Origin of the sequence: Legionella nautarum (assembly GCF_001467895.1) — a bacterium.
Lineage (GTDB): Bacteria > Pseudomonadota > Gammaproteobacteria > Legionellales > Legionellaceae > Tatlockia > Tatlockia nautarum.
The window spans coordinates 1-26923 of sequence record NZ_LNYO01000022.1; the positions used below are offsets into that span (position 1 = coordinate 1).

Below are 26923 nucleotides of genomic sequence, written 5' to 3' on the forward strand. Positions count from 1 at the left end.
GCTCGGATTACGAGGAGATACTAACCACCACGCAGTTCATTTCCGCTCGGATTACGAGGAGATATTACCCCGCAGCATCATTTCCGTTCGGGCTGAGGAGGCGCTTTAGCGCCGTCTCGAAGCCTAACCACAATATTAACCGTTAGCACTCTCTTTCTTCACAAGCTCTTGCAAAGCTTCTTCGCTTGCAGCGCCTGGAATAAAGGTAGGTGTACTACCCTCTTTCAGTTTGCCATCTGTAGTTGCCGCAATAATAAAGGCCGGTGTACCCATTAAATGCAATTTTTCTGCGAGCTCACGATTCGCATCAAGTACATTGCTCACAGTTTGGCTACTCATATCTGTCTTGAATTTGTTCATATCAAGACCGATTGCTTTTGCTGTGTCCATGATGATTTGATCATTCAAACGGTTTTCTTGTTTGAGTAATGCATCATGCATCGCCATATACTTACCTTGCATTGCAGCAGCAAGTGCGGCTCTTGAAGCAGCGTCAGAGCTCTTACCAAAAATTGGGAACTCTTTATAAATCACACGTAAATTAGGATTTTGCTTAACTAGAGCAGCAATGACGGGTGCCATTTTCTTGCAGTGAATACATTGATAATCAAAGAACTCTACTAAAGTCACATTTCCTTTAGGATTGCCTACAACGGTGAGGTTGTCATTAAATAATTGTCCTGCATTATCTTTGATAGCTGCTTGCGCTTGAACTTGCATGGTTTGTTGTTGTTTTTGCTGCAGAGCTTGAGAGGCTTCTAGCAATATTTCAGGATTACTAACCAAATAATCATGGATAACTTGCTCAATTTGTTTTTTCTCTGCAGGAGACATGGTTCCACCATTAGCGCCATTTGCATCTGCTGCTACAACCGGTGACACGATTGCCGACGCTAATGCGCCTGCTGTTAATAGACTTGTCAATTTCACGCCTTATCCCCTTATGATAATAATCAAAATTATTTTGCCCCCAAACCGTAGCACCAGCTTAGGTGAAATTCAATATTCTACGCACTGAAACCCCGGTTTTCTAGGACTAAATTAATAGGAAGTACAATTGTCTTCTAAAATGGTCAAATTCGCATAAGCAAGAACCAACCATTTAGACCCTTCTTCAGCAAATTTCACTTGGACGCGAGTATGTGCCCCAGAGCCCTCTACTGCCAAAATGACCCCTTGGCCAAACTTCGCATGACTTACGCTTTGCCCTAATCTTAAACCAGCCTCTTTTGCATCCGAAGGGAGTGCTTTTTGGGATAGCGCTTGAGGTGTTTGGAATCTTGCTTTGACGCGTATTTCTTCAACTAACTCTGCGGGTAATTCGCGCAAAAAACGTGAAGGTCGATGATATTCTTCGCGTCCGTATTGTCGTCGCACTTCGGCATAAGAGAGAATTAATTTTTCCATCGCACGCGTCATACCTACATAACAAAGACGACGCTCTTCTTCCAAGCGTCCTGGCTCGTCTGCAATTTGTTTACCCGGAAAAACACCCTCTTCCATACCCACTAAAAATACCAAAGGAAATTCCAAACCTTTTGCAGCATGCAACGTCATGAGGTGAACATAGCGCTCGTGTTCTGCTGCTTGCATCTCACCCGCTTCCAAGGAAGCATGGGCTAAGAAAGCAACCAATAAAGGCAGCTCGCTCTCTTCTGTTTGCTCATAACGAAATTGTTTTGCTGCATTAATCAATTCTTGTAAGTTATCTAAGCGAGACTCCGATTTATCGCCTTTAATTTTAGCGAAATGAGCATATAAGCCACTTTGCTCAATGACGGTGCTTATTTGTTCATCCAATTCAAGATTGGCCGTTATTTTTTGGAGATTCTCAATCAATAAGATAAATTTTTCTAAAGCGGATGCAGCACGCTGAGGTAATAATCCAGCTTGCAAAATTGCCTTTGCCGCTTTCCACAGCGGTATCTCCTCGCTTCTAGCAAAATGGCGTGTTTCTTCCAAGGTTTTTTCGCCAATACCGCGAGTCGGGAAATTCACCACACGCTCAAAAGCAGTGTCGTCATCTGGATTGGCTACGAGCCGCAAGTAAGCCAAAGTATCTTTAACTTCCGCTCGTTCAAAAAAGCGTACCCCACCATAAATACGATAAGCAATTCCCGCCCTTAACAAGGCTTCCTCCAACACGCGCGATTGGGCATTGGAGCGATATAAAATAGCCATCTCTTCAGCGCTGCGTCCACGACTTATTTCCATGGCGATCCGCTCGCTGACAAAACGTGCTTCTTCTAATTCATTAAACGCAGAGTAAACAACGATTTTTTCGCCTGAAGCACCCGCTGTCCATAAGTCTTTTCCCATTCGGGAATCATTATTAGTAATTAACGCGTTGGCTGCTTCTAAAATAGTCGAGGTTGAGCGGTAATTTTGTTCTAATCGAACAACTAAGGTGTTTTTAAAATCCTGAGAAAATTGCTGAATATTCTCCACTTTAGCACCACGCCAGCCATAAATGGATTGATCATCATCACCCACTACCATGACTGCAGCCTGTTCACCTGCTAATAAACGAATCCATGCGTATTGAATTGTATTGGTGTCCTGGAACTCATCCACTAAAATGGCTTGGAATCGTTGACGATAATGGGCCAAGATCTCAGGATTATCTCGCAACAATTCATGAGTGCGTAGTAATAATTCGGCAAAATCGATGACACCGGCAGTCCGACAAGCTTGCTCATAGGCATGATAAATTTTCACTAAAGTCCGGCCTGGACCGTATTCAAGGGTATGAACATGCTGGGGTCGTAAACCTTCATCTTTTTTGCCATTAATAAAGGACTGCGCCTGCTTGACTGGCCATTGATCTTCATCAAGATTTAAGGCAGCGAGCACGCGTTTAATCACTCTCGCCTGATCTTCGCTATCTAAAATATGAAATTGCTCGGGTAAATTGGCTTCTTTATAATGACGACGCAATAAGCGATGGCATAGACCATGAAAAGTCCCTACCCACAGCCCAAATAAAGGGACCTCAAGTAAATTCTGCAAGCGCGATTTCATCTCACCTGCTGCTTTATTAGTAAAGGTAACGGCTAAAATAGCATGAGGCGACATTTGTTCTTTTTCTATGAGCCAAGCAATGCGACTAACCAGCACTCGAGTTTTACCGCTACCGGCTCCCGCTAAAACCAACGTATTTCCTAAAGGCGCGGTCACCGCTTCACGTTGTCTATCATTTAATCCATCAAGCAGTGCTATCGTCATAACTCAATCCATCTCAAAAAATGTGGGTGCATTATCTTAAATTTAGCAGGCAAAAATAAAGTCTCTGATGAAACTTTTCATTTTAACATTGATTTTAGGGGTTATTGACAAGATTTTAATTTAATTACACAATTTTTTTTTAAAAACTATTGTGGCCTAACCCTATTATACGTTATGTTGAGCTTACTCCATTTAAAAATGGGGTTTCTACAATTGTCATTTAAGGACGAATGCAATTGCTCAACCAATTGTGGTTGACGATTGATACGCTTTAGCAAAAGGAGGAGTCATGGCTACAGGCGAAGTCAAGTGGTTTAATAATGCCAAGGGCTGGGGATTTATTATGCCCGCTGGTGGTGGCGAAGATATTTTCGTTCATTTTTCTGCCATTCAAGGAACCGGTTATAAAACTTTAGTTCCAGGGCAACAAGTGAGCTACGATCTTGAAAAAGGTGAGCGTGGTTTGCATGCTTCAAATGTCATTGCGATAAGCGAACCCATTGATGCCTAGAAAGCCGAAGCTTTCCTATTAGGAAAATCGGGCTTTCTACATGATTGGATAATTTCTTATTGACTGCGTCTTGACTGCGTTTCAGTTCTCGGGAAGACCTCAAAGTGCTGATTCTTAGTTATTTGTGCGTGGAGAATTTTGTATTTGAGGTTCTACCAATTGAATATCACCCTAATTTTCTGTCATTGTGATATGATTGCAAATTGGTTCTTATTCTTAATTTATCATGAAAAACGGTCTACTTCTTATTAATCTTGGCACTCCGAGCAGTCCAAAAAAATCAGCGGTTAGAAAATTTTTGCGCGAATTTCTAACTGATAAACGAGTTATCGATCTGCCGGCACTAATAAGATACCCTCTCGTTTATGGAACAATTCTACCCTTTCGACCTAAACAAACTGCAAAAGCTTATCAAGCGATTTGGACTAATGAAGGCTCTCCGCTATTCATTCATAGCCGTAACCTTGCGGATAAATTGCAAACTCGACTAGGGCCTGAATGGAAAATAGCATTGGGGATGCGTTATGGGGAACCATCGATCGCACAAGGATTACAGCAATTAGAGGATTGTGAACAACTCACTGTAGTTCCGCTGTATCCACAATATTCTTCTGCTGCGACGGGCTCATCCCTCGATAAACTAATGCAATTAGTTGAACGCAGGAATCCTCAACCTAAGTTAACGATCATTCGTGATTTTTATCAGCATCCAGGTTTTATCGATGCCCAAGCGGCATTGATTCAACCACTACTTAGCGAACATGATTATTTATTATTTAGTTTTCACGGCATCCCTGAACGACACCTAATTCGCATTGGCTGCTCGCAAATTTGCGCGCCAACTTGCGGACCTAGCGATCAAATCAATCCAATTTGCTATAAAGGGCAATGTCATAACACTACTCGTGAATTAGCAAAAAAACTTGATTTATCTGAGGGTAAATACGGCATGGCGTTTCAATCCCGCTTAGGAAAAACGCCTTGGATAAAACCCTACACCGATGAAATATTACCCGAATTAATTAAAAAAGGGGTCAAACGCCTGGCAATTGCTTTTCCTTCGTTTGTAGCCGATTGTTTAGAAACACTGGAAGAAGTCGGTATTCGCGCTAAAGAACAATGGATAGCATTAGGCGGCGAACGCTTAACACTGATCCCCTGCGTTAATGATAGTGACTTCTGGGTTAATGGCCTTATCCGCATCATCAGTAAACCTCATTGCACCGTTGAATTGTAGCTTAGGCCAAGGCTAAAGCTACGAATTGACAGGCTGTCAGTCAAAAGAATTTTTTTCAATCCAATTGCAAAACCTTTTTTTTATGCTATAGAACATATATAAAATTTTCACATTGAGGTGAATATGCCCAATAAACAATTTGCCGATCGTCTAAATAAAGAACTTGATAGTATCGGTGTCCCGCTCCGTAGCGACGAGCGCATTGAGGTTTTTTCTAAATTAGTGAAAATTCCCAAATTTAAAGCCGAAGCCTTTATTAATGGCATCTCTCTTCCTGATCAAAGTTTATTGACGCGTATGGCTGAAGAGTTTGAAGTCAACCCAGAGTGGTTAGTTGGCAGAAGCGAAGATCGCCAAAAGAAAAATCGCTAATCATAAAGCAAAGGCTCCACTGAGAGATCCCTCAAAATTTTCCCCCTTTCTGCATATACGCAAGGCCTGTCTACTAGAAGGTCTTTGTAAGCCTTCGAGACGCACGCCATGCGTGCTCCTCAGGCTGAACGGGATAAAATGAATACAAATTTCTTAGATCCCCCCATTTCGTGGGGAATACCTCAGAGCCCGAACGTTTAATTACAAGGACCGGTACGGTGGTTCGCACGTTTTCAGCCCGAACGGTTAATCACAGACCGGTACGGTGCTCCGCACGTTTTCAGCTCGAACGGTTAATCCCATTCATCAGGACCGGTTACTGGCGGCAGCTTTAATTCATCTAGATCTTCAAACAAGGCAACGTGAAACAAAGCATCACCGTCATTCACCAAAGGGATATTTGATTTGCCAATGATGATTCCCTCATAAGGACAGCAAACACTTTCTCTGTTATCCCCCAAGGGATCAACAATATGGCAGAGCAACTCATTGCGATTCACTCTATGGCCCAGGGGTTTACTATCAACCATCATGCCGCTGGTTGATGCGCGAATCCAATAAGTTGATTTTGCTACAGCAGATGCTCCTTTTTTCTTGGCAATGTGCTTGCCTTGCGAGGGAGACAGCATGCCTAAGTATTTCATCACCCTTAAGATTCCCTGCTCCCCTAATTTGATTGAAAATGCATCAAAACGTAAGGCTTCGCCTGCTTCGTAAACAATCATGGGAATATTTAAATTTTCAGTGGCATGGCGCAAAGAACCATCACGTATACTCGATGGCACACAAATAGGGGTTGCAAATGCTTCAGCCATCTTACGTGATTCTACACTTGAATGGCTAAAACGCACTTGAGGATAATTACTACGATGAATGGCACCGGTATGTAAATCAATGCCATGCGTGGAATGTTCCACAATTTCAGTCATTATCAGTTTAGCCAATTTCGAAGCCATTGAACCTTGCTCCGATCCAGGAAATTGACGATTTAAATCACGTCGATCCGGTAAATAACGCGAATGAAGCATCAAGCCATAAACATTGACGATCGGTATCGTAATTAACGTTCCGCGAAGGCGCTTGATATGAGAAGAATGATGCAGCCTACGCATAATTTCGACCCCATTAATTTCATCGCCGTGGATAGCAGCAGTGATGAAAAGAATAGGGCCATCCTTTTTGCCATGAAATACATAAACGGGTACCTCAAGAGGCGTTGAGGTATACAACATCGCTAGAGCTAACTTAACACAACGCGATTCACCCGCTTTAATTGTTTCTTTAGCAATAGTAATCGAGTTTCGTTTAGTCATTTCATCCTTGGAATCGTCTATTTACGTTTTTCGGCTTCGCATTTTTCTCTATATATTGAATAATTTTAGCAGCAATGTTGACGTGCGTAGCCTTTTCAATTCCCTCTAATCCTGGCGAGGAATTAATTTCTAAGACTAGAGGCCCATGATTTGAACGGATTAAATCCACTCCCGCTACTTTCAACCCCATCGTTTTCGCAGAATTAACCGCAATCGCACGCTCTTGCGGTGATAATTTCACTTTGATTGCCTTACCGCCTTGATGCACATTCGCTCTAAAATCACCTTCTTTGGCTTGTCTTTTTACAGCGGCGACGACTTTATCGCCAATCACAAAGCAGCGAATGTCTGTGCCTCTTGATTCTTCGATGAATTCTTGGACTAAAATATTAGCTGACATCTCTTTAAACGCATTAATAATGCTGACTGCAGACTGATGGCTTTCTGCCAAAATGACACCCTTCCCCTGGGTTCCTTCCAAAAGCTTAATGACTAAAGGCGCACCGCCGACCATGCGAATTAAATCCTCAGTATCATCGGGAGATTGTGCAAAACTGGTTAAAGGCATCGGTATGCCTTTACGGGCTAACAACTGCAATGAGCGAAATTTATCGCGAGAACGAGAAATGGCAATCGACTCATTCAGTGTGTAAATACCCATTGTTTCAAGATGTCTTAATAAAGCAGTACCGTAATAAGTGATTGAAGCCCCGATGCGAGGAATAACCGCATCAAATTTCGGCAAAGGCTCCCCACCTCGATAATGGACTTTAGGATTAGAAGCCGCAACATTCATATAACAATAGAGAGGGTTTATGATGTTCACCTCGTGACCCGCTTGTTCGCCGGCAGCTTTTAATCGTTGATGCGAATACAATTGCGGATTAGTCGCCAATATAGCAATTTTCATGAATCTGTGTTTCCTTGTTTTATTTTTATTCTTTATATTTAAAGACTAGCACGTAATTTAAAAATAAATTTTAAATTACGCACCTCTCCTGCTTGAGGAGAGGATAGTTATTTGATTTTTTATGCAATGAATTATGAAACTAATAATTGATAATCTTTAGCAAGCAAATCAGCTCGATGTGGGGTAGTAAAGAACGCCATTAACTCACCTTGGGGATTAAATAACATGAGCGCCGCACTGTGCTGCATATCGTAACTCTCCGAATCTTGGGCATTCGGCGCCGTTACTTTTGCATAGGCAATTCCCATTTCTCTGGTCATTTGTTTAATCATTTCATCATCACCCCTAGCTCCATAAAAATCAGGATTAAAGGCTTTAACATAATGATTCAATTTATCCAAATTGTCTCTTTCGGGATCAATAGAAATCATGACTATCTTCGGCAAAGGTTTAACCTGTTTCTCTTCAAGCAAGCGATACATTTTATTTAATTTGGTCATCGTCGTTGGGCATACATAACCACAATTTGTAAAGCCAAAGAAAATGATAGTCCATTGCCCTTGTAAACTTGCATTATTAAACACTTGATTATCGATACCTGTCAGACTGAATTGATTAACTTCCCTTGGTTTCTCAAGCAAGGTGCCATGAAAGTTGTTGGGATCAATTTTCTTTTTAAAAGGCAGATGTTGTGAGACAAATAGGCCGGCAATCAATGCAACGAAGCCAAGTAAAACAATCACAGTCAGAGTAATGCGATTCTTTTGAGCAGCCATTTTATCCCCCTTAGATATGCCCATTCTCTCTTCAGATACCATGGGTATAATGATCAATCAACAAAAATACAAACAACATCATTAAATAAACAATAGAAAACCGAAAAGTACGCATAGCGACTGCGGGTTGTTCCGAACGATATAATATAATCGCCCAATATAAAAAACGTATACCGAGTAAACTAGCCCCCGCCAGATAGAGCCAACCACTCATTCCGACAACAAAAGGCAGTGCAGTAACTACTAAGAGCAGAATGGTATATAAAAGGACGTTTAATTTAGTAAACGGGACGCCATGAGTCACCGGTAGCATCGGAATTTCGGCATTTTTATATTCTTCTATGCGATAAATTGCTAAAGCCCAAAAATGTGGCGGTGTCCAAGTAAAAATAATTAACACTAAAAGCAAGGCTTGTGGGTCAAGTTGGTTCGTCACGGCAGTCCATCCCAACATCGGCGGCGCGGCTCCCGCCAGCCCCCCAATTACAATATTTTGGGGTGTTGCCCGCTTTAAATAACCGGTATAAATTCCAGCATAGCCGATGAGCGAAATAAAGGTTAGGGTCGCGGTTAATGGATTCACAAATAGAATTAAAATTGCAAGCCCTAGGGCAGCTAATATTGTTGCAAAATACAGAGCTTGTTTGACAGATACTCTACCACCGGCAATTGGTCTTTGTTTAGTACGTGCCATAATCGCATCAATGCGTTTATCTACCAGGTGGTTAATGGTTGCGGCAGAACCTGCGCAAAAACCAATACCCACTAAAGACGCGAAAAGAGTGGTCAAGGCTATCCAACCAGGCGCCGCTAAATACATGCCAACAACAACTGTCAAGAGCATGAGAGCCACAACTCTAGGTTTGCAGAGCTCTAAATAATCCCGCCAATTAACTTTGTTTAAGCCTGATTCCGCATTAGCAACCATCGTCAACTCTCCTTTGCTCCGGTTTAGGGCCGTTTTGCGTGAGATAGTGCATCATCAACAATGTTGCCATCAGGACAGCAGCAACACCATTATGGGCCACAGCGATCCATAAAGGCAGTAAATAAACAACATTCATTATTCCAAGAATGAATTGTATACACACTAACAAGATGGTCACTACAGCTAAAGCTTTTAAGTAACAATTACGGACCTTCATTAATAATAAGATTGATAAAGTTAAGAGATAGACTGCAGTGATCAACGCGCCTAATCGGTGGATGTATTGAATAGTCATTCTAATATCATTATCCAGTACGCCGCCTTGATAATTGGCACCGACCGGTGAGAACAAGTTAAATCCCTGAGAGAAATGTAATTCCGGTAACCATTGCCCATTGCATTGTGGAAAACCAATACAGGCAATACCGGCATAATTTGAACTTACCCATCCGCCTAATGCAATTTGGAAAAAGACTATCAAAGTGCCTAATAAAACCCAAAAACGCCATTGAGGCAGACTGATGGGCTTGGCAGCACTCAATTGCAAACGCAAACGGCTAAGGCAGGCAAAAATGAGGATACCTCCCAATAAATGCCCCATCACGACAACAGGGAGTAATTTTAAAGTCACTGTCCACATACCCAAGGCCGCTTGAAATAACAGCAACAGAATTAAGGTTAAGGCTAATTGCCAGGGCAATTGAGCACCTTGAAAACGTCGCCAGAGCACTGAGCCGGCGATGAATAAGATCAAAAGTCCCAAAGTGCCTGCCGCATAGCGATGCGCCATTTCTGTCCAAGCTTTGCGGGACTCAATCGGTATTTGTGGATACTGCTCCTGGGCCGATTGCAGCTTAGTTTTTGCACTAGGAAGAACCATATGCCCATAACAGCCCGGCCAATCAGGACAGCCCAAACCAGCATCTGTTAAACGGGTGTAAGCACCGAGCATGACCACAAATAAGGCCAAAATCACTGCTATCGTTGTCGCATATTTTATCGCTTTAAATTGCATTCGCTATCCACTCTTCTTTTCTGTACCCAACAAGCGTTTAATATCCTGATAAATATCTTTCGGATTGACGTCTTCTTCATAAGCCAAAACTAAAAAACCCTTAGGATTCGCAATAAGCACTCGAGGTTTATCAGTGAGAATAGGCAATTGTTTTAGAGTAGCTTCGGATAAACGGGAGACATGAATATCGTGTTCACGCAACATTTGTGTGTCGGCATTTTGCATAGCTGGACTCGTTTCACTCACTAACAGCCATTGATCCACTTCATACAAATGGCGTCCTAAAGCGAGCCGAATACGCGCAAGCTTGTCGGCGGCTTGTAAGCACTGGATTTCACAATGACGTGGATACCAAAGTACAAAGCGCCATTTTTGTTTTCCATCTTCGACATTACTTAACAAGACGGGAGGATTTAATAACTGGCCTTTATTAGTTGTAGCCGCACTCAACCATTGTGGATTACGATAATACAAATAAGCAGTGAGGCCCGGAGCTGTAAAGATCAAAGCCAATAACACTAAAGTCAAATAATTACGTTTAGTCATATTTTTTCTTCAAATTTAATGCAATAAAAAGGATTAAGATCACTAACGCCATCGCAAACCATTGGAGAGCATAGGCATAATGCCGTTCTGCGGGCATAGCGACGATAGACCATTCGCGCACATACCCTTGGGCATTGTCCTTATCGAGGCGAATGATAAACGGATATACCGATTTATGCAAAAACTGGCCGATTAATTTTGTATCAATACGCTCAATGATCGTTACATTATTCTTTTTTTCTTCGTAGGCCGGTCCCAAAACCCAATTATCAGAGGGATAATAAGCATAACCTGTTAAAGTTTGCGTTTCTGTTGGCACTGTAATTTCGGGTAATAATTGTCGGTTGATATCCCCTGCAACCCAGCCTCGATCAATGAGGAGGACCTGATTATCATTTAATTGTAAAGGATTAAGCACATGATAACCGAATTGGTGCTGGTAATGCTGATTATCAAAAAGCAATATTTGCGGTAAATAGTTCCCTACCACTTGCAATTGCTGATATTGCTCAGGCTTTGCCTCACCAGCTTTCCAGACAATAGGTGCTTTCTGTGCAAAATTCGCCTGTACTGCCAACATTTGCTTTTTTTCTTCGGCGCGCCCTAATTGCCAAAATCCTAAACGCAGGAAAACTGCAATAAATAAACAACTAAGAATTACCATCCACCATTTGGGCGTGAAACGACGATTAAAACAAGTTAAACTGACCATCTTTACTAATACTCAACTTTTCAGTTTCAGGAGTATAACAAATGTTAACCAAAGCAATCATCATTATAACTATGTTGATTATTTTATTTTCTTTAGGAAGTGGTTTGGTGTTCCTCGTACGCGATGAAGGCAAAACGAAACGAACCGTCAAAGCCTTAACCTGGCGAATTGCTTTGTCCCTAATATTATTTCTGTTTCTCTTCATTGCCTTCAGTTTAGGCTGGATTAAACCCCATGCTGTTTAACCTCTGTATCTAGTTCCTATTGAGAGGATTCTGAATTATAGTAGAGTTTCAATGGCTCACTAACTCCAATCACGGATGATAACGATGTATAAACTTTATTCACTCGGCACTCCAAATGGAATAAAACCAACTATTATGCTTGAAGAATTAGCAGCCCCCTATGAAATTGAACTGATTAATATTCGCGAAGGTGAACAATTTACCCCAGAGTTTTTAGCTATCTCACCCAATAACAAAATTCCAGTGATCTATGACCCTGAAATGGATTTTTATCTCTTTGAAAGTGTGGCAATCCTTCAGTATCTTGCTGAAAGACATCAACGCTTTTTACCAAAAGATTTAAAAGGCCGTTTCAATGTATTGAAATGGTGTTATTTTCAAGTAGGACATATTGGACCTATGTTTGGCCAATACGGTCATTTTTATCGCTATGCTCCAGAAGACCTTCCTTATGCAAAAAAACGTTATGGCGATGAGGTCTTGCGTTTAATGGGTGTCATGGATAAACAGCTTAAACAACATCCTTATATCAGTGGGACTGATTATACGATAGCGGATATGGCCATTTGGCCTTGGCTATATTGCTATGAAAATTTCTATGAAACACCGATTAATGAAACTGAATTTCCCCATTTAATGAAATGGTATAAAACGATTGGAAAACGGCCACAAGTCAAGGCGGCTATTGCAGCTTATGAAATTTAAAATAACACTGGTATTACAAGGAGTTATGCTTAATTTATTTGCACACTGCTTATATGCTTTTCTTTACCTCGCTGAGGTTTAAAATTTCAATGCAAACTACCTTGACATCATCGATTTATCCTATCTACACTGATTAAGGCTATAGGTCGAAACTCATAGCTCATTCTTAATTTTCGGCAATCTAAAAAGGAACTTTTATGAACAAGGTTAAAGCGACTGGTACAGTATTAGCTTTAGGTGCAGCAGCAATGTTTGCAATGGCGCCTGTCTATGCATCTTCCTCTGATGCTTCTTCTACTATGGTTAACTGCAAAGGCGTTAACGCTTGTAAAGGACAAGGCAGCTGCAAAACTGCTACTAACTCTTGCAAAGGTCAAAACTCTTGCAAAGGTCAAGGCATAAGCTCTATGACTAAAGACCAATGTGAGAAAGCAGGCGGCACTGTAGAAGCTTCTGCTACTGGCACAACTGGCGGCGATTCAAGCACTGGCACTTCCCAGTAACAAAAGGATACCAGGTATGCATTGGCATACCTGGACTTTAATCCATGGCTCATGAAAAATTACCTTATTTAGGCTTCGGTTTAGGTCTACGGCCTGAGCATTATGAAGATATTTTGCTAAACAAACCCGATGTAGATTGGTTTGAAATTATTACCGAAAATTATTTAATTCCCGGCGGTAAACCGCTTTATTTTTTAGATAAAATCCGAGAGAACTACCCGGTGGTTATGCATGGTGTTTCCCTATCGATTGGCAGTGCAGACCCGCTCGATCGAGCTTATCTTAAAGAATTAAAATCATTAGCCGAACGCATAAACCCTGTTTGGATTTCCGACCATTTATGTTGGACTGGTGTCCAAGGGTTAAATATGCATGATTTACTACCAATACCCTATACTGAAGAAGCGATTACGCACATTGTTTCCCGAATTGAAGAAATACAGGATTATTTGGGACAGCGCATTCTGATTGAAAATGTATCTAGTTATCTTACTTTTATTCAATCTGAAATGACAGAATGGGAATTTATTTGCGAAATTACTCAACGAGCCGACTGCTATATTCTTCTGGATGTTAACAACATCTATGTCAGTTCAGTCAATCACGATTTCGATGCGCTTGACTACATTAATGCAATACCGGCTGAACGCGTAGTTCAAATTCATCTTGCCGGCCATTCAGACCATGGTACCTACATTATCGATACTCATGACGCACCAATTATCCAGCCTGTGTGGGATTTGTATGCGAAAACGATTGCTAAGTTAGGACCTAAGTCCACGATGATCGAGCGCGATGATAATATTCCCCCCTTAGCCGAGCTATTGGTGGAGTTAAATCAGGCGAGGACAATCATGGGACATTCGCACCGCCAAGAGTTATTAGCATGACGGCTCTACTTCATCTACAAAATCAGTTTCAAAATTTCTTATTAAAAAATCAGGTGGATATTGAGAAATCAATCGTGTCTACTGCAAATGTGTCAGTCAACCAAAGATTAGGTATTTATCTCGATGCTTATCGTTATCGATTACTTGACTCCTTGGTGAGTAATTTTCCTATTCTGAGTACTTATTTAGGCCCAGAAAAATTTCATCAACTAGGTGGAAATTATATTGATAAATTTCCTTCTCCCTATCGCTCAATCCGCTGGTACGGAGACTCTTTTAGTGCTTATCTAAAACAGCTTAACGAGTCTTTCTTAGCTGAATTAGCGGAGTTTGAATGGAAAATGACGCTAAGCTTTGATGCAGCGGACGATGAAGTGTTAACAATTGAACAAATGGCTGCCATCCCCTCTGATGCCTGGCCTGAGCTACAGTTTAAACCCCATGCTTCTCTTCAACGTATGGATTTTGTTTGGAATGCAGTAAAAATATGGGAGGCAATCTCTAACGAGCAGCCACCAGAAAAACCAACTCAAAATACTGAGCTTACACGTTGGGCTTTGTGGCGCCATGATTATCTGAATCGTTTTTACACCCTAGGCGAAGAGGAAGCCTGGGCTCTGGATGCCTTAATAAAAGGCTCAACTTTTAGTGAGTTGTGTGAGGGTCTCTGTCAATGGTATGAAGAAGAGGAAGTAGGCATGCAGGCCGCCTCTCTGTTGAAGGGATGGATTCAATCAGGGTTGTTAGCAGAAGTTATTTAAAGGAAGGTACAGTCGATGCGTATAAGAAACAGTGACACCCATTTTGGTTTAATTGCTATCCTTCTCCATTGGATTATTGCCATTTTAATTATCGGATTACTCGCTTTAGGCTTATACATGGTTGAACTACCAATAAGCTTAGAAAAGCTTAAGTTTTATGGGTGGCACAAAGAATACGGTTTATTAGTACTTGCATTAGTGATTGTGAGACTCGGATGGCGGCTCATCAACATCACACCTAACTTGTCCATTCCCTTCCTCGAGAAAATCGCTGCCCGTGCTGTGCATTGGGCGTTCTACGGTTTTATGTTTGCTATGCCAATTACAGGATGGCTGGTCACCTCATCAGCGGGGCTTCCCGCGTCATTTTTTGGTTTATTTACCTTACCCAACCTAGTCGCAGCTAGCCAGGAGAATCTACTATTTTATAGCGACCTCCATAAATGGCTAGGGTATGGATTAATTGCAACGATCATTCTTCATACACTTGCCGCGTTAAAGCATCATTTTATTAATAAAGATGATATTTTACGGCGCATGCTCTCTTAATTTATCCACCCGCTGCTTTCAAAATGATTTTAAATACTTTTCCAGACTAGCTTCTTGCGATTTCGTTTTGAAGCTAAAAGCCCTTACCACTTAATCGAGAAAGCAGCCATTTAGCTATTTTAGATTGTCCAGATTCCTTTTTTCCTCTGGAGATTCATCTTTGCGTTTTTTATCTCAAGATCTGGCTATATAGAACTAAACCGACTGGCCTCTCGGTGCTATTCTTATAGTAAATAATCAAGGAGAACATGCGTGCAGTCGAATCTTATCAGCATTATTTTAGGCTTCATCGAAGGATTTGCCCTTATCACCTCACCTTGTATTCTGCCGATCTTACCGATTGTACTTGCAGGCTCTCTTGCCGGATCTAAAAAACGTCCTTTGGGAATTATTATCGGTTTTGCCCTTAGCTTTGCCTTAGTTGCCTTTTTTTCACGTCAATTTGTTCAATATACTGGTATTGATTTAAATACAATTCGCCATCTCTCCTATATTATTTTGCTCATTTTAGGTCTAATTATGATTTCTTCTTATTTGACCGAAAAATTTAGTCAGCTCACACAAAAACTCGCTGACCTCGGCTCGTCTTTTTCCTCAGTAAATAATCCACAGGGTGGATTTTACAGCGGGCTTTTTGTTGGTGCTTTGATTGCCATTGTTTGGACTCCCTGCGCTGGTCCTATTTTAGCTGCCGTAATTGTCCAGACAGTTATTCAGAAAACAACCATTATTAGTTTTTTTACCCTGCTCGCTTTTGCATTGGGGGCAGCCATTCCGATGTTTATTATTGCTCTTTATGGAAGAAAAATTATTGAAACCTTTGGCTTTTTTAAACAAAAGGCTGGGCTTTTTCGTAAAATTCTAGGCGTGATTATCATCGCCAGTGTGGGCTATATGATTTATCAAGATGAGGGATACGCTGTCCCTACTGCGGCACCTGAAACCACTATCCGCACCGCAACTGATTTAGAAGACGGCTTATGGGTTCCCTACAAAGCGCCAGAAATTGAGGGCATTTCAGCCTGGATTAATTCACCTCCATTAAAAATCGCTGGGCTGAGAGGTAAGGTAGTACTGATTGATTTCTGGACCTATTCCTGCATCAATTGTGTTAGAACTCTGCCCTATTTAAAAGATTGGTATAACAAATATCACGATAAAGGTTTGGTTATTATTGGCATCCATACGCCCGAGTTTGCTTTTGAAAAAAATTTAGCGAATGTGGAAGCCGCAGTGAAACGTGATGGCATCCTTTATCCGGTCGCGCTTGATAACAATTTTGAAACTTGGCGCAATTTCAATAATCATTATTGGCCGGCTCATTATTTGATCAATAAAAAGGGAGAAGTGGTTTATCAGCATTTTGGTGAAGGCTTTTACGATGTCACTGAAAATAATATTCGCTTTTTATTGGGCATTGATAATTTAAGCTTAGTAAAGGCAAGTTCCAGTGAGCCTTATTCTTATTTTGAAACCCCAGAAACTTATTTAGGCTATGCACGTGCGGATCGGAGTTTTAGCCCTTATCTCACTTATGACAAAATTGCTCAATATAATTTTCCTGCCGAATTACCCAAAAACGCCTGGGCTTTGCAAGGTGCTTGGCAGGTGAATGAGGATAAAATTACTTCTGGTGCACCTAATGCGGCGCTTAAAATTCATTTTAATGCACGTAAAGTTTTTATTGTTATGGGTAATAACACTAAAAAACCGATCAAAGTTCAGTTACTCTTAAATAACAAACCCTTAACAACCAATAAGGGAAAAGACGTTACTAACAGCAGCATTTTGGTAGATAAAGATTCAATTTACGAAGCGGTTGTTGAAAAAGAATTTACTAGTGGGATTTTAGAAGTTATTGCTACTGAACCAGGGGTGGATATCTATACCTTTACCTTTGGGAATTAAAACTGCAAACCAGGCGGTTACAAAACAGGGATAAGGTATTCACAAGGATAAAATAAATGAATTTTGATCGATTATATCAACAGAAACAATGCTCAGCGGAAGAGGCAGTTCAGTTAATTCCTAAAAACGCGGTCATTTCGATGGGAATGAGAGTCTCCACACCACCAGCCCTATGCCAAGCTTTGGCCGAGCGGGCAAAAGCGGGCGATTTAAACGAAGTCAAAGTCTATTATCTTCGCTGTGGGGAAGTTGCCCTACAAACTATCTTTCAAGAGGATTTGCTCCATATCATCAAACCCTATTCATCAATGATGTCCAAAGGGGAAGTTTTGCTCGCTGAGCGAGGTTTTGCACTTGGCAAAAAATATATCAATTTTGTCCCAACTAATTTCAGCCGTTACCCTAGCACAATAAAAGGAATCACCAAACTTGATGCCTTTATTACGACTGTCGCGCCCATGGATGAATACGGTTTTTTTAATTTGGGAACGAATGGGGACTATGCCATTGAATTGGCCCGTTATGCCGACAAATTAATTGTCGAAGTCAATGCAAACATGCCAAGAACCGCTGGCTCAACTTTAATCCACATTAGTGAAATTGACGCACTGGTGGAAAATACCATCGCTTTATTGGAAGAACCCTCAAAACCTGCAAGCGAGCTTGATAAACAAATCGGCCAACACATCACGCCCCTCATCCCTGATGGTGCAACGATTCAAATGGGAATTGGTGGTGTCCCGAATGCCGTTTGTAAACAATTAAGGGCTCATAAAAACTTAGGTATCCATACAGAAGTCATTACCGCCGGGATGATTGATCTCATTCAAAGAGGAGTAGTCACTAACACTCATAAAACGATTAACCCCTATGTCAATGTATTTACCTTCGCGATTGGCGATAAATCACTTTATGAATTTTTGAATAATAATCCTTCGATGGTTTGTCTACCGGTATCTTATGTGAATGAGCCCAATATCATTGGCCAAAATAAGCATATGATTTCTGTTAATGCCTTTATTGAGATTGACTTTAGTGGTCAAGTAAATGCAGAATTTCTCGAGCATCAATTTTCGGGCGTCGGCGGGCAATTGGATTTTGTTCGCGGGGTTCATTATTCTGAAGGGGGTAAAACTATTATCGCCAGCAGCTCCACAGCTAAAAATGGCAGTCTATCACGCATTGTCCCCAGACTCTCCTCTATCGCTACCGATACTCGACTAGACATTGATTATGTCGTGACCGAATACGGCGTAGCTCAATTAAAGGGACGCTCGACCACTGAAAGAACCAATCAACTGATTAAAATTGCTCACCCCTCATTTCGAGAACAATTACAACAACTGGCTAAACAACAAGGCTTTATTTAAGGATCATAAATGAATTTATTAACCTCACCGGTATTGTTATTTATCCCGGGCAATAAACCCAAGCGTTTCGAAGAAGCACTTAGCTCAGGGGCGAATGGTATTATTTTGGAACTTGAGGATGCGGTGCCGGCGGAGGAAAAAAATCTGGCAAGAGAAAACGTCTTGCATTTTTTGGCTAAGACTCGTCATCTGAATCTACCCGTTGTTGTGCGGATCAATCATATCACTAGTGACGCCGGTTTAGCCGATTTACTGGCTTTTCAACAGGCTGACATTCACCTGAATGCGATTTTATATCCTAAAACTGAAAGTGCAGAAGAAGTAAAGATGATTCATAAAGTGCTTCGTCTAGAGGCTAGAAAAATTCAATTATTTGCACTCATCGAAACTGCCAAAGGCTTAACTCAGCTTAATAACATCGTGACTCAGTCCCCTGTTGCAGGCATTTTTTTTGGCGCCGCAGACTTTAGTGTCGATATCGGCTGCCATTTAAATTGGAACGGTTTATTAGCTGCGCGCTCGCAAATAGTACAAGCCGCAGCCTTAACTCAGATCCCTGCCGTTGATTCACCTTATTTTGATTTTGCTGATGAACAAGGGCTGATTGCCGAAACCATAAAAGTCAAAGAATTGGGGTTTAAAGGAAAATTGGCGATTCACCCAAAGCAAGTCGCAGCCATAAAACAACATTTTGCACCGACTAAAGCACAAATTGATAAAGCCAAGGAAATTATTTCTCTTTTTGAACAAGCCGGGGGGAAAGTCTGTCAATACAAGGGGGAAATGATTGATATACCGGTTTATACCCATGCGCAACAAATTCTTCAATTAGCAGAAAATTTAGGATGAAAAAATGACTAATCAAAGTTATCTCCCTTTGGGAGAAAATCGATTTAGGGAAGATTTTGGTTTTTATTTTGAGGACTTTATTATTGGTCAGATTATCGAACATCGCCCAGGAAGGACCATTACACAAAATGATAATATTTGGTTCACTCTCTTGACTATGAATACTGCACAATTGCATTTCGATGTGCATTATGCGGAACAAACCGAATGGAAAAAACCACTAGTCGATAGCACCTTCACCTTAGCCATTATTACCGGCATGACCGTCAATACTATTTCCAAAAAAGTAGTGGCTAATCTTGCCTGGGATAATATCCGATTATTAAAACCAGTGTTTGAAGGGGATACCATTTACGCCGAGACCGAAGTTAAGGCGAAACGGGAGTCGCAGTCAAGACCTGATCAAGGTATCGTCACGGTTGAGACCAAAGGCATTAACCAGCATGGAGAAATCTTTATGTCTTTTGAGCGCACCGTGCTAGTGTATAAAAAAGGAGGCGCCCCTGATTATCTTATTTAAATTTTCTTTTGGAGTCTCACTATCAAAAATCCTCTCTGTATGAAAAAAATACCTGTTATATTATTCACTCTTTTTTCACCGGTGAACTATAATGAAAGAGTTTTTTGAAGCAATTAATAAGGGTGATTTGACCACAATTTTTCACATGAGAAATGATATTGATATCAATCAAATAGATGCAGAAAAACAGGTAAGTCCTTTAGGGTTAGCTGTTATAAAGGGGGAGCAAGCGGTTGTTCGCTTATTGCTTGCATTTAAAAATATCGATGTCAATCAAGCAACCCTCTATTTTGATAGAACAACTGTTCAGACCTCTATTATAACCCCCCTCGGACTTGCTGTAATAAAGAATAAACCCGATATATTGCGAATCCTACTAGCACAACCCAATATTAATCCCGATCAGCCAATTTTGCACACGCATGTGACTCCGCTAATGCAAGCAATAGCACAAAATTGCAAAGAATGCGTCAATGAATTGTATACAATAACCAATCCGGAACATAAAGATGTTATGGGACGGAAGGCTAGCGATTATATACAATTAGCTGAAATTGCAGAAAAGCGAGGTTATGCTAGTATGCTTGCCTTTGAAAGACAGCATTATTCAACACAGTATAATCCAACACAGACTTATCCGACACAGACTTACTTAAGACAGCCTTACTTAAGACAGCCTTATCTAACGCAGTCTTATCCAACGCAATCTTACCTAAGACAACCTTCAGTACAACAACCTTCTACCCGTACAGCACTGCTATCTGGGCGAACAAATTCTCAAGCTACTAGAAATCATTCAGGCTTAAGTGTTAGCAGCACTTCCACTAGGACAGTTCACCGCTCAGAGCTAACCAGTTTGCAAAGCCGAATAGAAGAACTAGAAGCAAAATGTCAATCACAGGAAGAAGTAATTGCACAGCTTCAACATGATTTCACAAGAATTAAAGAAGAACAGCAAATATATAGAACTCGAATGCAAAACTTTCAAGCAACAAACAGTTTTCGAAAGCCCTCAACAACTAACCCGATCTTGCCAACTGATGATCATGAAACCCTAGCTAGTGACGCTTCATCTGAGACTATTACCCGCACACCATCTCCATCCAATCATCCTTTTTTTGATCAGAAGAAAGCAAGCCTTTCTTTTATTTTGAATCAAGACGAACCACCTAAACTTAATTAACTTTGAGCGAATCCCTGCAATGTGGGTCATCCCTGCGTAGGCAGGGATTCTCTCAAGCCTGGTTAATAACCTAAAACGCTTTAACCACCTCCGCTAAATCCTCTAACGTGGAAAAACTTGCTGAACTACAGGCTTTGATTTGAGGTAGCGAAGCCAATGCCATATTCTTTAAGCCTTCACGCGGACCCAACTCAAGAAAATTTGAAATCCCATATTCTTGTTGTGCAATATGCATCGTTTTGCCCCATTGCAAAGGTTGTGAAAGTTCTTGTGCCAAAATAGTTATCATGGATTGGGCATCAACAATAAGCTCTTGGGTCAGGGCATTGAGGATTGGATACTTCATCACAGAGGATTGAAAGGGTTGCAAATAAGCAGCAAAAGTCTTAGTTGCTTCGCTGAGGAAAGGGGTGTGCGAAGGTAAATCCACTGCAAGCTTTCTTGCTTTTAATACACCCATTGTTTTTGCTTCTTCAATTAAAGCAGATAAATCGGTTAACAAGCCCCCGATAATATAATGATCGTCGGCATTAATAATAGCCACATAACAAGCATGGTTTTCAGTTAATTGTTTAACTTGTTCCGCATTAACTCTTCCTTTTAAAAGGATTAATCCATTGGGTTGATTATTGCTGTATTCGTCAGCGGCTTTTTGCATCATGAATGCGCGATTTTTGACTAGTTCACATACTTCTTTGGCGCTTAAATCCACACTCACACAAAAGGCCGATACTTCTCCTAAACTATAGCCACAAAGAAAATCAAACTCTAAATTAATTTTGTTCTTCAAGGAATAGAAAGTGCCAACTGACAAACTAGTTATCAAACACTGAACTTGAATAACATCTGCGCAAGCATGGCTAACGATAAGCTCGTCAAATAAATCAAGGTTCATTGCCGCACTTGTCTCTTTAAGCCATCCTTTTCCGAAGGAATCTGCACTTAATTGGGCAAACATTTTATCATGTTGCGTACCTTGCCCTGGAAAAGCAATTAATAATGACATCGTCCTGAGCCCCTATTATTCTTAGCGACCCGGTGGCTCGCAACCGGGCCTTAGCAATAACAATTATTTTCGAACAATCAGCCCATTCTGTACTGATTTAACGCCAGGAATTTTTCCAGCAATATCGCCTGCAGTATCACTTTGACGAATCGTCTTCACATAACCGCTTAAAACAACAGTTCCTTTTTGCGTTTCGACATGAATCCGCTGTGTAGAAAGATCTTGATGACTCGCAAAAGCAGAATTGACTGAAGCAGTGATGCTTGCGTCGGAATGCCCTATTCTAAAAAAATTCTCATTCGTCAGTGATTGGCAGCCCACTAATAGTACAAAAAAGAACCCAATTATGCCTTTTAGATAATAATTTTTCATAGATTTTTCCTCAATTTGTCAATTCAATGCGCAACCTTAACACGTATTGCTTAGAATTTCTAATTGAAACGCATTTTCCAGAACAAAGTTAGCCTTTATCACGCAATAAAGCATGTAAACGGTCAATCTCCTTTAATAACTCAAGCGCAAGTCCAGCACCGGCTAAGTTGACTCCTAAATCATTATGTAAGCGCAATACTGTTCGGATACAACGCAGCGCTTCGTCATCGAATTGCCATTCATCCTTCTCATCTTTTTGCGCAGAAATAATCCCTTCATCAATAATTTCAATGACAGTCTCACGAGAAATGCCAAAAGAAGTAGTGACCTCAGTCAAGGATAAGTGAAACCACTCCTCACTTTCTGCTGTGACAGGCTCTTTTTTACGCTCAGTCATTTGCTCACTCCTAGTTTTTCTCGTGGGTTAAAATGAATCGTTTTCGCCAATTGCTCATACAGTTTTGACGCTTCTGTATTCTCAACTTGAGGAATGACAATTTCGAGTGTCACGTATTGATCGCCTGCGGGATTACCGGGCAATCCTCGACCTTTCAAGCGCATTTGCTTCCCGGTTTGCGAAAGTTTAGGAATTTTCAAATTCACAGCCCCTGCCAGTGTCGGTGCCTGAATGGTGGCGCCGAGTGCTGCTTCCCAGGGGGCAATCGGCAGAGTCAGGTGGATATCTCTATCTTGTAAACTATATAAATGATGAGGGTTAATATTAATTTCAATGTACAAATCACCAGCATGTTGATGAGGCCCCTTGCCTCCCTGCCCTTTTAAGCGAATTTGTTTTTTGTCACCAATCCCTTTGGGTATCTTCACCTTTACCGAACGTTCGTGATACTGAACATGCCCTAATTTATCAATAACGGGAGTCTGTAGCTGTAAGGTTTTCTCAGCACCGAAAAAACTATCCTCTAAACTTATCCCCAGCTTTGCATGGATATCCCGTCCCTGATCATAAAATGAACTGGATTGCTGTTGCCCATAACGCTCGCGAAAAATGCTGTTAAGAAAGTCTTGAAAATCAGCGGCTTGATCCTCATTAAAATGCTGATAATGTTGATAGGACTGTTGATCGGCTTGCGGATTATAACCAGCTTGGCCTTGCTCCTTCCAATATTGGCCGTAGCGATCGTATTTACTGCGCTTCTCGGGATCGCGGAGTACATCATAAGCCTCACCTAATTCCTTGAACTTCGCTTCAGCATTTTCTTCCTTACTGACATCAGGATGGTATTTTCGCGCGAGTTTGCGATAAGCCCGTTTAATTTCCTCCTGACTCGCTCCCCGTTCAAGCCCCATTATTTTGTAGTAATCTTTATATTCCATGGTCCCTAATTGCTTTAAATTATTTTGATTCATTTTGAGTGACGGATAAGAGACTGTCAATTTATAAAAAGCGGGCTAGTCAACGGGGAGCGCTAAGTTTTGTTAGCTTATTTAAACCGTTCGGGCTTAGGAGGCCATAAGGCCGTCTCGAAGCCTTGCAAATCCTGATGTGAGACTTCGAGACGGCGCAAGCGCCTCCTCAGTCCGAACGGATTAGTAGAACTTGAGAGCCATAGGCAAACCTATCAAGGCACACGAGGAGGCTTACCTAAATCGCTTTCAATCTTCTCAATCGTCTGTTTTGACTCACGTTTTAAAAAGACCTGCTCGATTTTTTCCAATACCCCTTTTACCTTGCCTCTTGTTTCCTGATGACCATACTTATCAGTCATCGCTTCTTTGACGCCGTCAAGATAAATTTGCAGCGCTGGTTGACGTTTGAAATGACTGGCATAAAACGAGTTATCAGAAAAACTATAGCCACCAAAAAATCCTTTAACCAATTCAGTTTCAGGGTTAAAAACACTAGGATCAGAAACTGCAATCGCGTGATGATCAAATTTCATATAAGGTACTTGCTGACCAAGCAAAAGCAACGCCGTTCCTACATATTTTTGCTCCAATGGAGTACCGGACACTAAACCTATCAGATTCTTTCTTGAGGGTGGAGCATCATAGCGAGCTAACATCTCACTTGCCATACCAATAGCAAATTGCACACGAGCAGTTACCACGGCCGGATTACTCTCATCACCCTCTGGAAACTTAGTGACTGTAAATTTCACTTTTGGTGCACGTACAAAGGTACCTGGTTTTCTGTGGTCGCTCATCGCAAAACTAGCTTGTTGTTCCTCAATGTAACTACCAGCCACGTTTGGTTTATCGGGATTAATGGTGTGTATTCGCCCCTGACCAGGTTTTAATGAATGGACAGGCTGATACTTTAAGGTTCTATGTCCAATCAAGGAAAGACTTCTCTTTCCTACTCCTTTAGGCACATAGTCCTTCCTAAAGAAAGTACTTTTATCTTCCATACCAAAATTCTCAAAATCACTCGAGAAACCTAAGTAGTTAAGATTAAACCGTCCTGACCTAGCCTGTTTTATTGTCTTTACGAGGCCTTGCTGCAGCAGTGAATTGTTTGCATTTCGATCACCATGAAATAGCTTTTGCAGAGGTGCATGAAGCGCTAGCTCTGGCTCTATTTTCGCTAAGATTCTGCCAATGAGGTGTCGGCGTTGTCTGATAGCGATTTGGTGGCCCCTGTCAAGCTTGACAGTTGAGGCAGACATTTCTACATCGGTTGGCAAACTAGCCAATTGATCTCTTAAATCAGCGCGCAAGACTTTGAGGTATTCAACCATGGAAGTACAATTTTTTGCTAAATTATCGTATTTAACCCCTAGCTCATCAGCATGTTTTTTAGCTGCAGCCTGAAATCCGGGGTTGAAAATATGTATGGGGGACAAGCTTGCTAAGGTTCTTAACTCCTCTTGGATATTTTTATCAAGTCCAATAATTCCTAGGAGATTTGATTCAGCCTCTTTTAGTTTTCGCTCTTTATCCTTTTTAGTTAAAGCGTGCTGATATTGGTCAGGCGTTAAAAACTGTTCTTTACGTGTTTCTCGGCGTTCTTTTAATCTTTCCAGCCTTTCTTCTGCAGCAACAGTGAGTTCGAAAAATGCTTTCTCTTCAAACACACGTTTAACCAACTTTGGATCAAGCCCCGCATCTTCTAAAGCTTCACTACTGTCAGCCTCAGAAATGCTGATGAGCATTTCATCATCTTTACTTCGTGCAATCACCTCTTTCAAGGCAGCGACTGCTTTTGCTTGAGCTTCACGATAAGGATCGCTCACAACGACCGATTCTCTAATACGTCTTATTTCTTCCCTTTTTAGATCATGTAAGCGATCTTCAGCTAGATCAGCAAGATAGCTATAGGCATCTTCTACAACCAAAGCGTCAACTGCGCCTAAGTCTTCAGGTAGCAAACCTATCTTTAAATCGGCATTGCTTCGAGCACGACTAATGCTATGTAATAAACCATGATCGTCTGTGGTTTCAATGATCCTTTTTAGATATTCGTATGCTCGTTGACTACCATCTATACGTTTCCCAGCTATTCCGGCAAGTTCTTGATAAAAATAAGGATCTTGCAATGCACTCACGTAATAGCGATCTAGTCCAGCAATATCGATTAAACCTCTATTACTAATAATCTCTTCTGATGAAACATCACGCAAGAAATCTAAATCCACACGCGTTTCTACCTCTTTTCTAAGCGTATGGCGTGCTTCTTCATCTAAAATATCTAATTTCTCTTTAGCTACCTCAGCAATGACCAGATAATCATTGTTCCGTAAAGCAGCAACATTATTGTCATTTAAACCTAAATCCAATAAATCATCATTACTTGCTTCATCAGCTTCTCTAAGACTAGCGACCTGATTTAACAAACGAAGATCTTTTGAATTCCAAACTTCGTCTTTCAAAGCTTCAAGCGCTATCTCGCTCAAAATAGCCAAACGTTGATTGGCTGCCTTGACAATTTTCTTAAAAGCATGCTCTGATTTTAAAGCGTTTACATGTTTTGCTTTTAAACCTATACCTTGCAGATCAACATTCGATTCAGCTTGAGCGATATTCTTTAACAATTCTAAGTTGCTGTTATCTTTAATTTTAAATTTTAGAACTTTAATTGCCTTTTCTTCTTTAGCTATTGCTAGCTCTTTTCTTAGCTCTGCTAATTCGTTCTGTAAACCCTTTGATTCTTCTTTTAACTTTTTATTTGAATCTTTATGGGCACTTTCTTTTTCTTTAAATTCTTTGTCTAACTGTTTGAATTCAGCATCATGCTTTTCTACCGCTGCAGCTAAGGTGGCTGCTGAATCCTCTGTTTGTTTTTTCAATGACTCTTGTAGCCCAGATAACGCCGCTTCATACTTCGCTGTGAGTTTTTCGATCTCTTTCTCACCCGAGGCTTTCGTTTCTTCCAGCTGCTCTTCTAACTGCTTAACTTCCTTCGTTAATTCACTCTTTTCGCCTTGCTCAGCGACAAGTTCTTTTTTCTTCTCATCCAATTCTTTGTGTAATTGATTAAGTTCAGAGCCATGCTTTTCTACCGCTGCAGCTAAGGTGGCTGCTGAATCCTCCGTTTGTTTTTTCAATGACTCTTGTAG

General features: G+C 41.0%; 28 protein-coding genes. 14 read left to right on the top strand and 14 right to left on the bottom strand.

Features of this window, described 5'->3' with window-relative positions; translation table 11 throughout:
• Positions 1 to 135 precede the first annotated feature (135 nt).
• Both Lnau_RS10770 and uvrD read right to left on the bottom strand, forming a co-directional pair.
• Positions 136 to 930 carry a DsbA family protein gene (locus tag Lnau_RS10770; protein WP_058505158.1) on the bottom strand — a complete coding sequence of 265 codons (795 nt, stop codon included), beginning with the start codon at positions 928 to 930 and terminating at the stop codon, positions 136 to 138.
• Between the two features lie 111 nt (positions 931 to 1041).
• A complete protein-coding gene (gene uvrD, locus Lnau_RS10775; RefSeq protein ID WP_058505159.1) occupies positions 1042 to 3225 on the bottom strand; it encodes a DNA helicase II in 2184 nt (727 codons plus the stop codon).
• 289 nt (positions 3226 to 3514) lie between these two features.
• On the opposite strand from uvrD, the gene Lnau_RS10780 reads away from it, so the two are divergent.
• From Lnau_RS10780 to Lnau_RS10790, 3 genes are all read left to right on the top strand, one after another.
• Complete coding sequence (locus Lnau_RS10780; protein WP_058505160.1) at positions 3515 to 3736, top strand: cold-shock protein; 222 nt, start codon at positions 3515 to 3517, stop codon at positions 3734 to 3736.
• A 226-nt stretch (positions 3737 to 3962) separates the two neighbouring features.
• Positions 3963 to 4973 (top strand): ferrochelatase, encoded by a 1011-nt coding sequence (gene hemH, locus Lnau_RS10785; protein ID WP_058505161.1) that lies wholly within the window; start codon positions 3963 to 3965, stop codon positions 4971 to 4973.
• Positions 4974 to 5096: 123 nt separating this feature from the next.
• Positions 5097 to 5345, top strand: a complete 249-nt coding sequence (locus Lnau_RS10790; protein WP_058505162.1) for a hypothetical protein — start codon at positions 5097 to 5099, stop codon at positions 5343 to 5345.
• 293 nt (positions 5346 to 5638) lie between these two features.
• Here the strand turns inward: Lnau_RS10790 and Lnau_RS10795 are convergent, their stop codons facing one another.
• From Lnau_RS10795 to Lnau_RS10825, 7 genes are all read right to left on the bottom strand, one after another.
• Positions 5639 to 6658, bottom strand: coding sequence for a succinylglutamate desuccinylase/aspartoacylase family protein (locus Lnau_RS10795; RefSeq protein ID WP_238585967.1), 1020 nt, complete (start codon positions 6656 to 6658; stop codon positions 5639 to 5641).
• Position 6659: 1 nt separating this feature from the next.
• On the bottom strand, positions 6660 to 7568 hold the full coding sequence (gene rimK, locus Lnau_RS10800; protein WP_058505163.1) for a 30S ribosomal protein S6--L-glutamate ligase: 909 nt from the start codon (positions 7566 to 7568) through the stop codon (positions 6660 to 6662).
• Between the two features lie 131 nt (positions 7569 to 7699).
• Positions 7700 to 8344: an SCO family protein gene (locus Lnau_RS10805; protein ID WP_058505164.1), complete on the bottom strand. Its 645-nt coding sequence runs from the start codon at positions 8342 to 8344 to the stop codon at positions 7700 to 7702.
• A gap of 31 nt (positions 8345 to 8375) precedes the next feature.
• Positions 8376 to 9272 (bottom strand): heme o synthase, encoded by an 897-nt coding sequence (cyoE, locus tag Lnau_RS10810; RefSeq protein ID WP_058505165.1) that lies wholly within the window; start codon positions 9270 to 9272, stop codon positions 8376 to 8378.
• Complete coding sequence (locus tag Lnau_RS10815) at positions 9262 to 10287, bottom strand: COX15/CtaA family protein (RefSeq protein ID WP_058505166.1); 1026 nt, start codon at positions 10285 to 10287, stop codon at positions 9262 to 9264. Before Lnau_RS10815 ends, cyoE begins: the two co-directional genes overlap by 11 nt.
• A 3-nt stretch (positions 10288 to 10290) precedes the next feature.
• Positions 10291 to 10833, bottom strand: a complete 543-nt coding sequence (locus tag Lnau_RS10820) for a hypothetical protein (protein WP_058505167.1) — start codon at positions 10831 to 10833, stop codon at positions 10291 to 10293.
• A complete protein-coding gene (locus tag Lnau_RS10825) occupies positions 10826 to 11545 on the bottom strand; it encodes an SURF1 family protein (protein WP_058505168.1) in 720 nt (239 codons plus the stop codon). Before Lnau_RS10825 ends, Lnau_RS10820 begins: the two co-directional genes overlap by 8 nt.
• Before the next feature lie 41 nt (positions 11546 to 11586).
• Here Lnau_RS10825 and Lnau_RS10830 point away from each other — a divergent pair, with 41 nt between their 5' ends.
• The 11 genes from Lnau_RS10830 (at position 11587) to Lnau_RS17025 (ending at position 21028) form a co-directional block, all read left to right on the top strand.
• The gene (locus Lnau_RS10830; RefSeq protein WP_058505169.1) at positions 11587 to 11790 is read left to right on the top strand and encodes a twin transmembrane helix small protein; all 204 of its coding nucleotides are present in this window, start codon (positions 11587 to 11589) and stop codon (positions 11788 to 11790) included.
• Positions 11791 to 11874: 84 nt separating this feature from the next.
• Positions 11875 to 12495, top strand: coding sequence for a glutathione S-transferase N-terminal domain-containing protein (locus Lnau_RS10835; protein WP_058505170.1), 621 nt, complete (start codon positions 11875 to 11877; stop codon positions 12493 to 12495).
• 197 nt (positions 12496 to 12692) lie between these two features.
• Positions 12693 to 12998 carry a BufA2 family periplasmic bufferin-type metallophore gene (gene bufA2, locus Lnau_RS10840; RefSeq protein ID WP_058505171.1) on the top strand — a complete coding sequence of 102 codons (306 nt, stop codon included), beginning with the start codon at positions 12693 to 12695 and terminating at the stop codon, positions 12996 to 12998.
• Positions 12999 to 13042: 44 nt separating this feature from the next.
• Positions 13043 to 13888, top strand: a complete 846-nt coding sequence (bufB, locus tag Lnau_RS10845; protein WP_058505172.1) for an MNIO family bufferin maturase — start codon at positions 13043 to 13045, stop codon at positions 13886 to 13888.
• On the top strand, positions 13885 to 14649 hold the full coding sequence (locus Lnau_RS10850) for an HvfC/BufC N-terminal domain-containing protein (protein ID WP_058505173.1): 765 nt from the start codon (positions 13885 to 13887) through the stop codon (positions 14647 to 14649). Before bufB ends, Lnau_RS10850 begins: the two co-directional genes overlap by 4 nt.
• A 15-nt stretch (positions 14650 to 14664) precedes the next feature.
• Positions 14665 to 15198, top strand: coding sequence for a cytochrome b (locus Lnau_RS10855; protein ID WP_058505174.1), 534 nt, complete (start codon positions 14665 to 14667; stop codon positions 15196 to 15198).
• Between the two features lie 252 nt (positions 15199 to 15450).
• Positions 15451 to 17106, top strand: coding sequence for a cytochrome c biogenesis protein DipZ (locus Lnau_RS10860; protein ID WP_058505175.1), 1656 nt, complete (start codon positions 15451 to 15453; stop codon positions 17104 to 17106).
• Between the two features lie 56 nt (positions 17107 to 17162).
• A complete protein-coding gene (locus Lnau_RS10865) occupies positions 17163 to 18476 on the top strand; it encodes an acetyl-CoA hydrolase/transferase family protein (RefSeq protein WP_058505176.1) in 1314 nt (437 codons plus the stop codon).
• Between the two features lie 9 nt (positions 18477 to 18485).
• Positions 18486 to 19325 (top strand): HpcH/HpaI aldolase/citrate lyase family protein, encoded by an 840-nt coding sequence (locus tag Lnau_RS10870; RefSeq protein ID WP_058505177.1) that lies wholly within the window; start codon positions 18486 to 18488, stop codon positions 19323 to 19325.
• A 4-nt stretch (positions 19326 to 19329) separates the two neighbouring features.
• Positions 19330 to 19845, top strand: a complete 516-nt coding sequence (locus tag Lnau_RS10875; protein ID WP_058505178.1) for a MaoC/PaaZ C-terminal domain-containing protein — start codon at positions 19330 to 19332, stop codon at positions 19843 to 19845.
• Positions 19846 to 19936: 91 nt separating this feature from the next.
• Positions 19937 to 21028, top strand: coding sequence for an ankyrin repeat domain-containing protein (locus tag Lnau_RS17025; RefSeq protein ID WP_058505179.1), 1092 nt, complete (start codon positions 19937 to 19939; stop codon positions 21026 to 21028).
• Between the two features lie 70 nt (positions 21029 to 21098).
• On the opposite strand, the gene Lnau_RS10885 is transcribed toward Lnau_RS17025, so the two are convergent.
• The 5 genes from Lnau_RS10885 to Lnau_RS10905 all read right to left on the bottom strand — a co-directional run.
• Positions 21099 to 22034, bottom strand: coding sequence for an ACP S-malonyltransferase (locus Lnau_RS10885; protein WP_058505180.1), 936 nt, complete (start codon positions 22032 to 22034; stop codon positions 21099 to 21101).
• A 63-nt stretch (positions 22035 to 22097) separates the two neighbouring features.
• Positions 22098 to 22406, bottom strand: coding sequence for a BON domain-containing protein (locus Lnau_RS10890; RefSeq protein ID WP_058505181.1), 309 nt, complete (start codon positions 22404 to 22406; stop codon positions 22098 to 22100).
• 88 nt (positions 22407 to 22494) lie between these two features.
• On the bottom strand, positions 22495 to 22803 hold the full coding sequence (locus Lnau_RS10895) for a chaperone modulator CbpM (protein WP_058505182.1): 309 nt from the start codon (positions 22801 to 22803) through the stop codon (positions 22495 to 22497).
• Complete coding sequence (locus Lnau_RS10900) at positions 22800 to 23741, bottom strand: DnaJ C-terminal domain-containing protein (protein WP_058505240.1); 942 nt, start codon at positions 23739 to 23741, stop codon at positions 22800 to 22802. Before Lnau_RS10900 ends, Lnau_RS10895 begins: the two co-directional genes overlap by 4 nt.
• A 245-nt stretch (positions 23742 to 23986) precedes the next feature.
• On the bottom strand, positions 23987 to 26923 hold a 2937-nt coding region (locus Lnau_RS10905), incomplete at its 5' end, for a coiled-coil domain-containing protein (RefSeq protein ID WP_058505183.1).

Bases quoted from the DNA above. Each gene is read 5' to 3' on its own strand.
- Lnau_RS10885 (WP_058505180.1), bottom strand. From the start codon at position 22,034: ATGTCATTATTAATTGCTTTTCCAGGGCAAGGTACGCAACATGATAAA.
- Lnau_RS10875 (WP_058505178.1), top strand. From the start codon at position 19,330: ATGACTAATCAAAGTTATCTCCCTTTGGGAGAAAATCGATTTAGGGAA.
- Lnau_RS10890 (WP_058505181.1), bottom strand. From the start codon at position 22,406: ATGAAAAATTATTATCTAAAAGGCATAATTGGGTTCTTTTTTGTACTA.
- Lnau_RS10790 (WP_058505162.1), top strand. From the start codon at position 5,097: ATGCCCAATAAACAATTTGCCGATCGTCTAAATAAAGAACTTGATAGT.
- rimK (WP_058505163.1), bottom strand. From the start codon at position 7,568: ATGAAAATTGCTATATTGGCGACTAATCCGCAATTGTATTCGCATCAA.
- Lnau_RS10850 (WP_058505173.1), top strand. From the start codon at position 13,885: ATGACGGCTCTACTTCATCTACAAAATCAGTTTCAAAATTTCTTATTA.
- bufB (WP_058505172.1), top strand. From the start codon at position 13,043: ATGGCTCATGAAAAATTACCTTATTTAGGCTTCGGTTTAGGTCTACGG.
- hemH (WP_058505161.1), top strand. From the start codon at position 3,963: ATGAAAAACGGTCTACTTCTTATTAATCTTGGCACTCCGAGCAGTCCA.
- Lnau_RS10805 (WP_058505164.1), bottom strand. From the start codon at position 8,344: ATGGCTGCTCAAAAGAATCGCATTACTCTGACTGTGATTGTTTTACTT.
- Lnau_RS17025 (WP_058505179.1), top strand. From the start codon at position 19,937: ATGAAAGAGTTTTTTGAAGCAATTAATAAGGGTGATTTGACCACAATT.
- Lnau_RS10825 (WP_058505168.1), bottom strand. From the start codon at position 11,545: ATGGTCAGTTTAACTTGTTTTAATCGTCGTTTCACGCCCAAATGGTGG.
- bufA2 (WP_058505171.1), top strand. From the start codon at position 12,693: ATGAACAAGGTTAAAGCGACTGGTACAGTATTAGCTTTAGGTGCAGCA.
- Lnau_RS10815 (WP_058505166.1), bottom strand. From the start codon at position 10,287: ATGCAATTTAAAGCGATAAAATATGCGACAACGATAGCAGTGATTTTG.
- Lnau_RS10820 (WP_058505167.1), bottom strand. From the start codon at position 10,833: ATGACTAAACGTAATTATTTGACTTTAGTGTTATTGGCTTTGATCTTT.
- Lnau_RS10895 (WP_058505182.1), bottom strand. From the start codon at position 22,803: ATGACTGAGCGTAAAAAAGAGCCTGTCACAGCAGAAAGTGAGGAGTGG.
- Lnau_RS10900 (WP_058505240.1), bottom strand. From the start codon at position 23,741: ATGGAATATAAAGATTACTACAAAATAATGGGGCTTGAACGGGGAGCG.
- uvrD (WP_058505159.1), bottom strand. From the start codon at position 3,225: ATGACGATAGCACTGCTTGATGGATTAAATGATAGACAACGTGAAGCG.
- Lnau_RS10870 (WP_058505177.1), top strand. From the start codon at position 18,486: ATGAATTTATTAACCTCACCGGTATTGTTATTTATCCCGGGCAATAAA.
- Lnau_RS10855 (WP_058505174.1), top strand. From the start codon at position 14,665: ATGCGTATAAGAAACAGTGACACCCATTTTGGTTTAATTGCTATCCTT.
- Lnau_RS10795 (WP_238585967.1), bottom strand. From the start codon at position 6,658: ATGACTAAACGAAACTCGATTACTATTGCTAAAGAAACAATTAAAGCG.
- Lnau_RS10780 (WP_058505160.1), top strand. From the start codon at position 3,515: ATGGCTACAGGCGAAGTCAAGTGGTTTAATAATGCCAAGGGCTGGGGA.
- Lnau_RS10830 (WP_058505169.1), top strand. From the start codon at position 11,587: ATGTTAACCAAAGCAATCATCATTATAACTATGTTGATTATTTTATTT.
- cyoE (WP_058505165.1), bottom strand. From the start codon at position 9,272: ATGGTTGCTAATGCGGAATCAGGCTTAAACAAAGTTAATTGGCGGGAT.
- Lnau_RS10835 (WP_058505170.1), top strand. From the start codon at position 11,875: ATGTATAAACTTTATTCACTCGGCACTCCAAATGGAATAAAACCAACT.
- Lnau_RS10865 (WP_058505176.1), top strand. From the start codon at position 17,163: ATGAATTTTGATCGATTATATCAACAGAAACAATGCTCAGCGGAAGAG.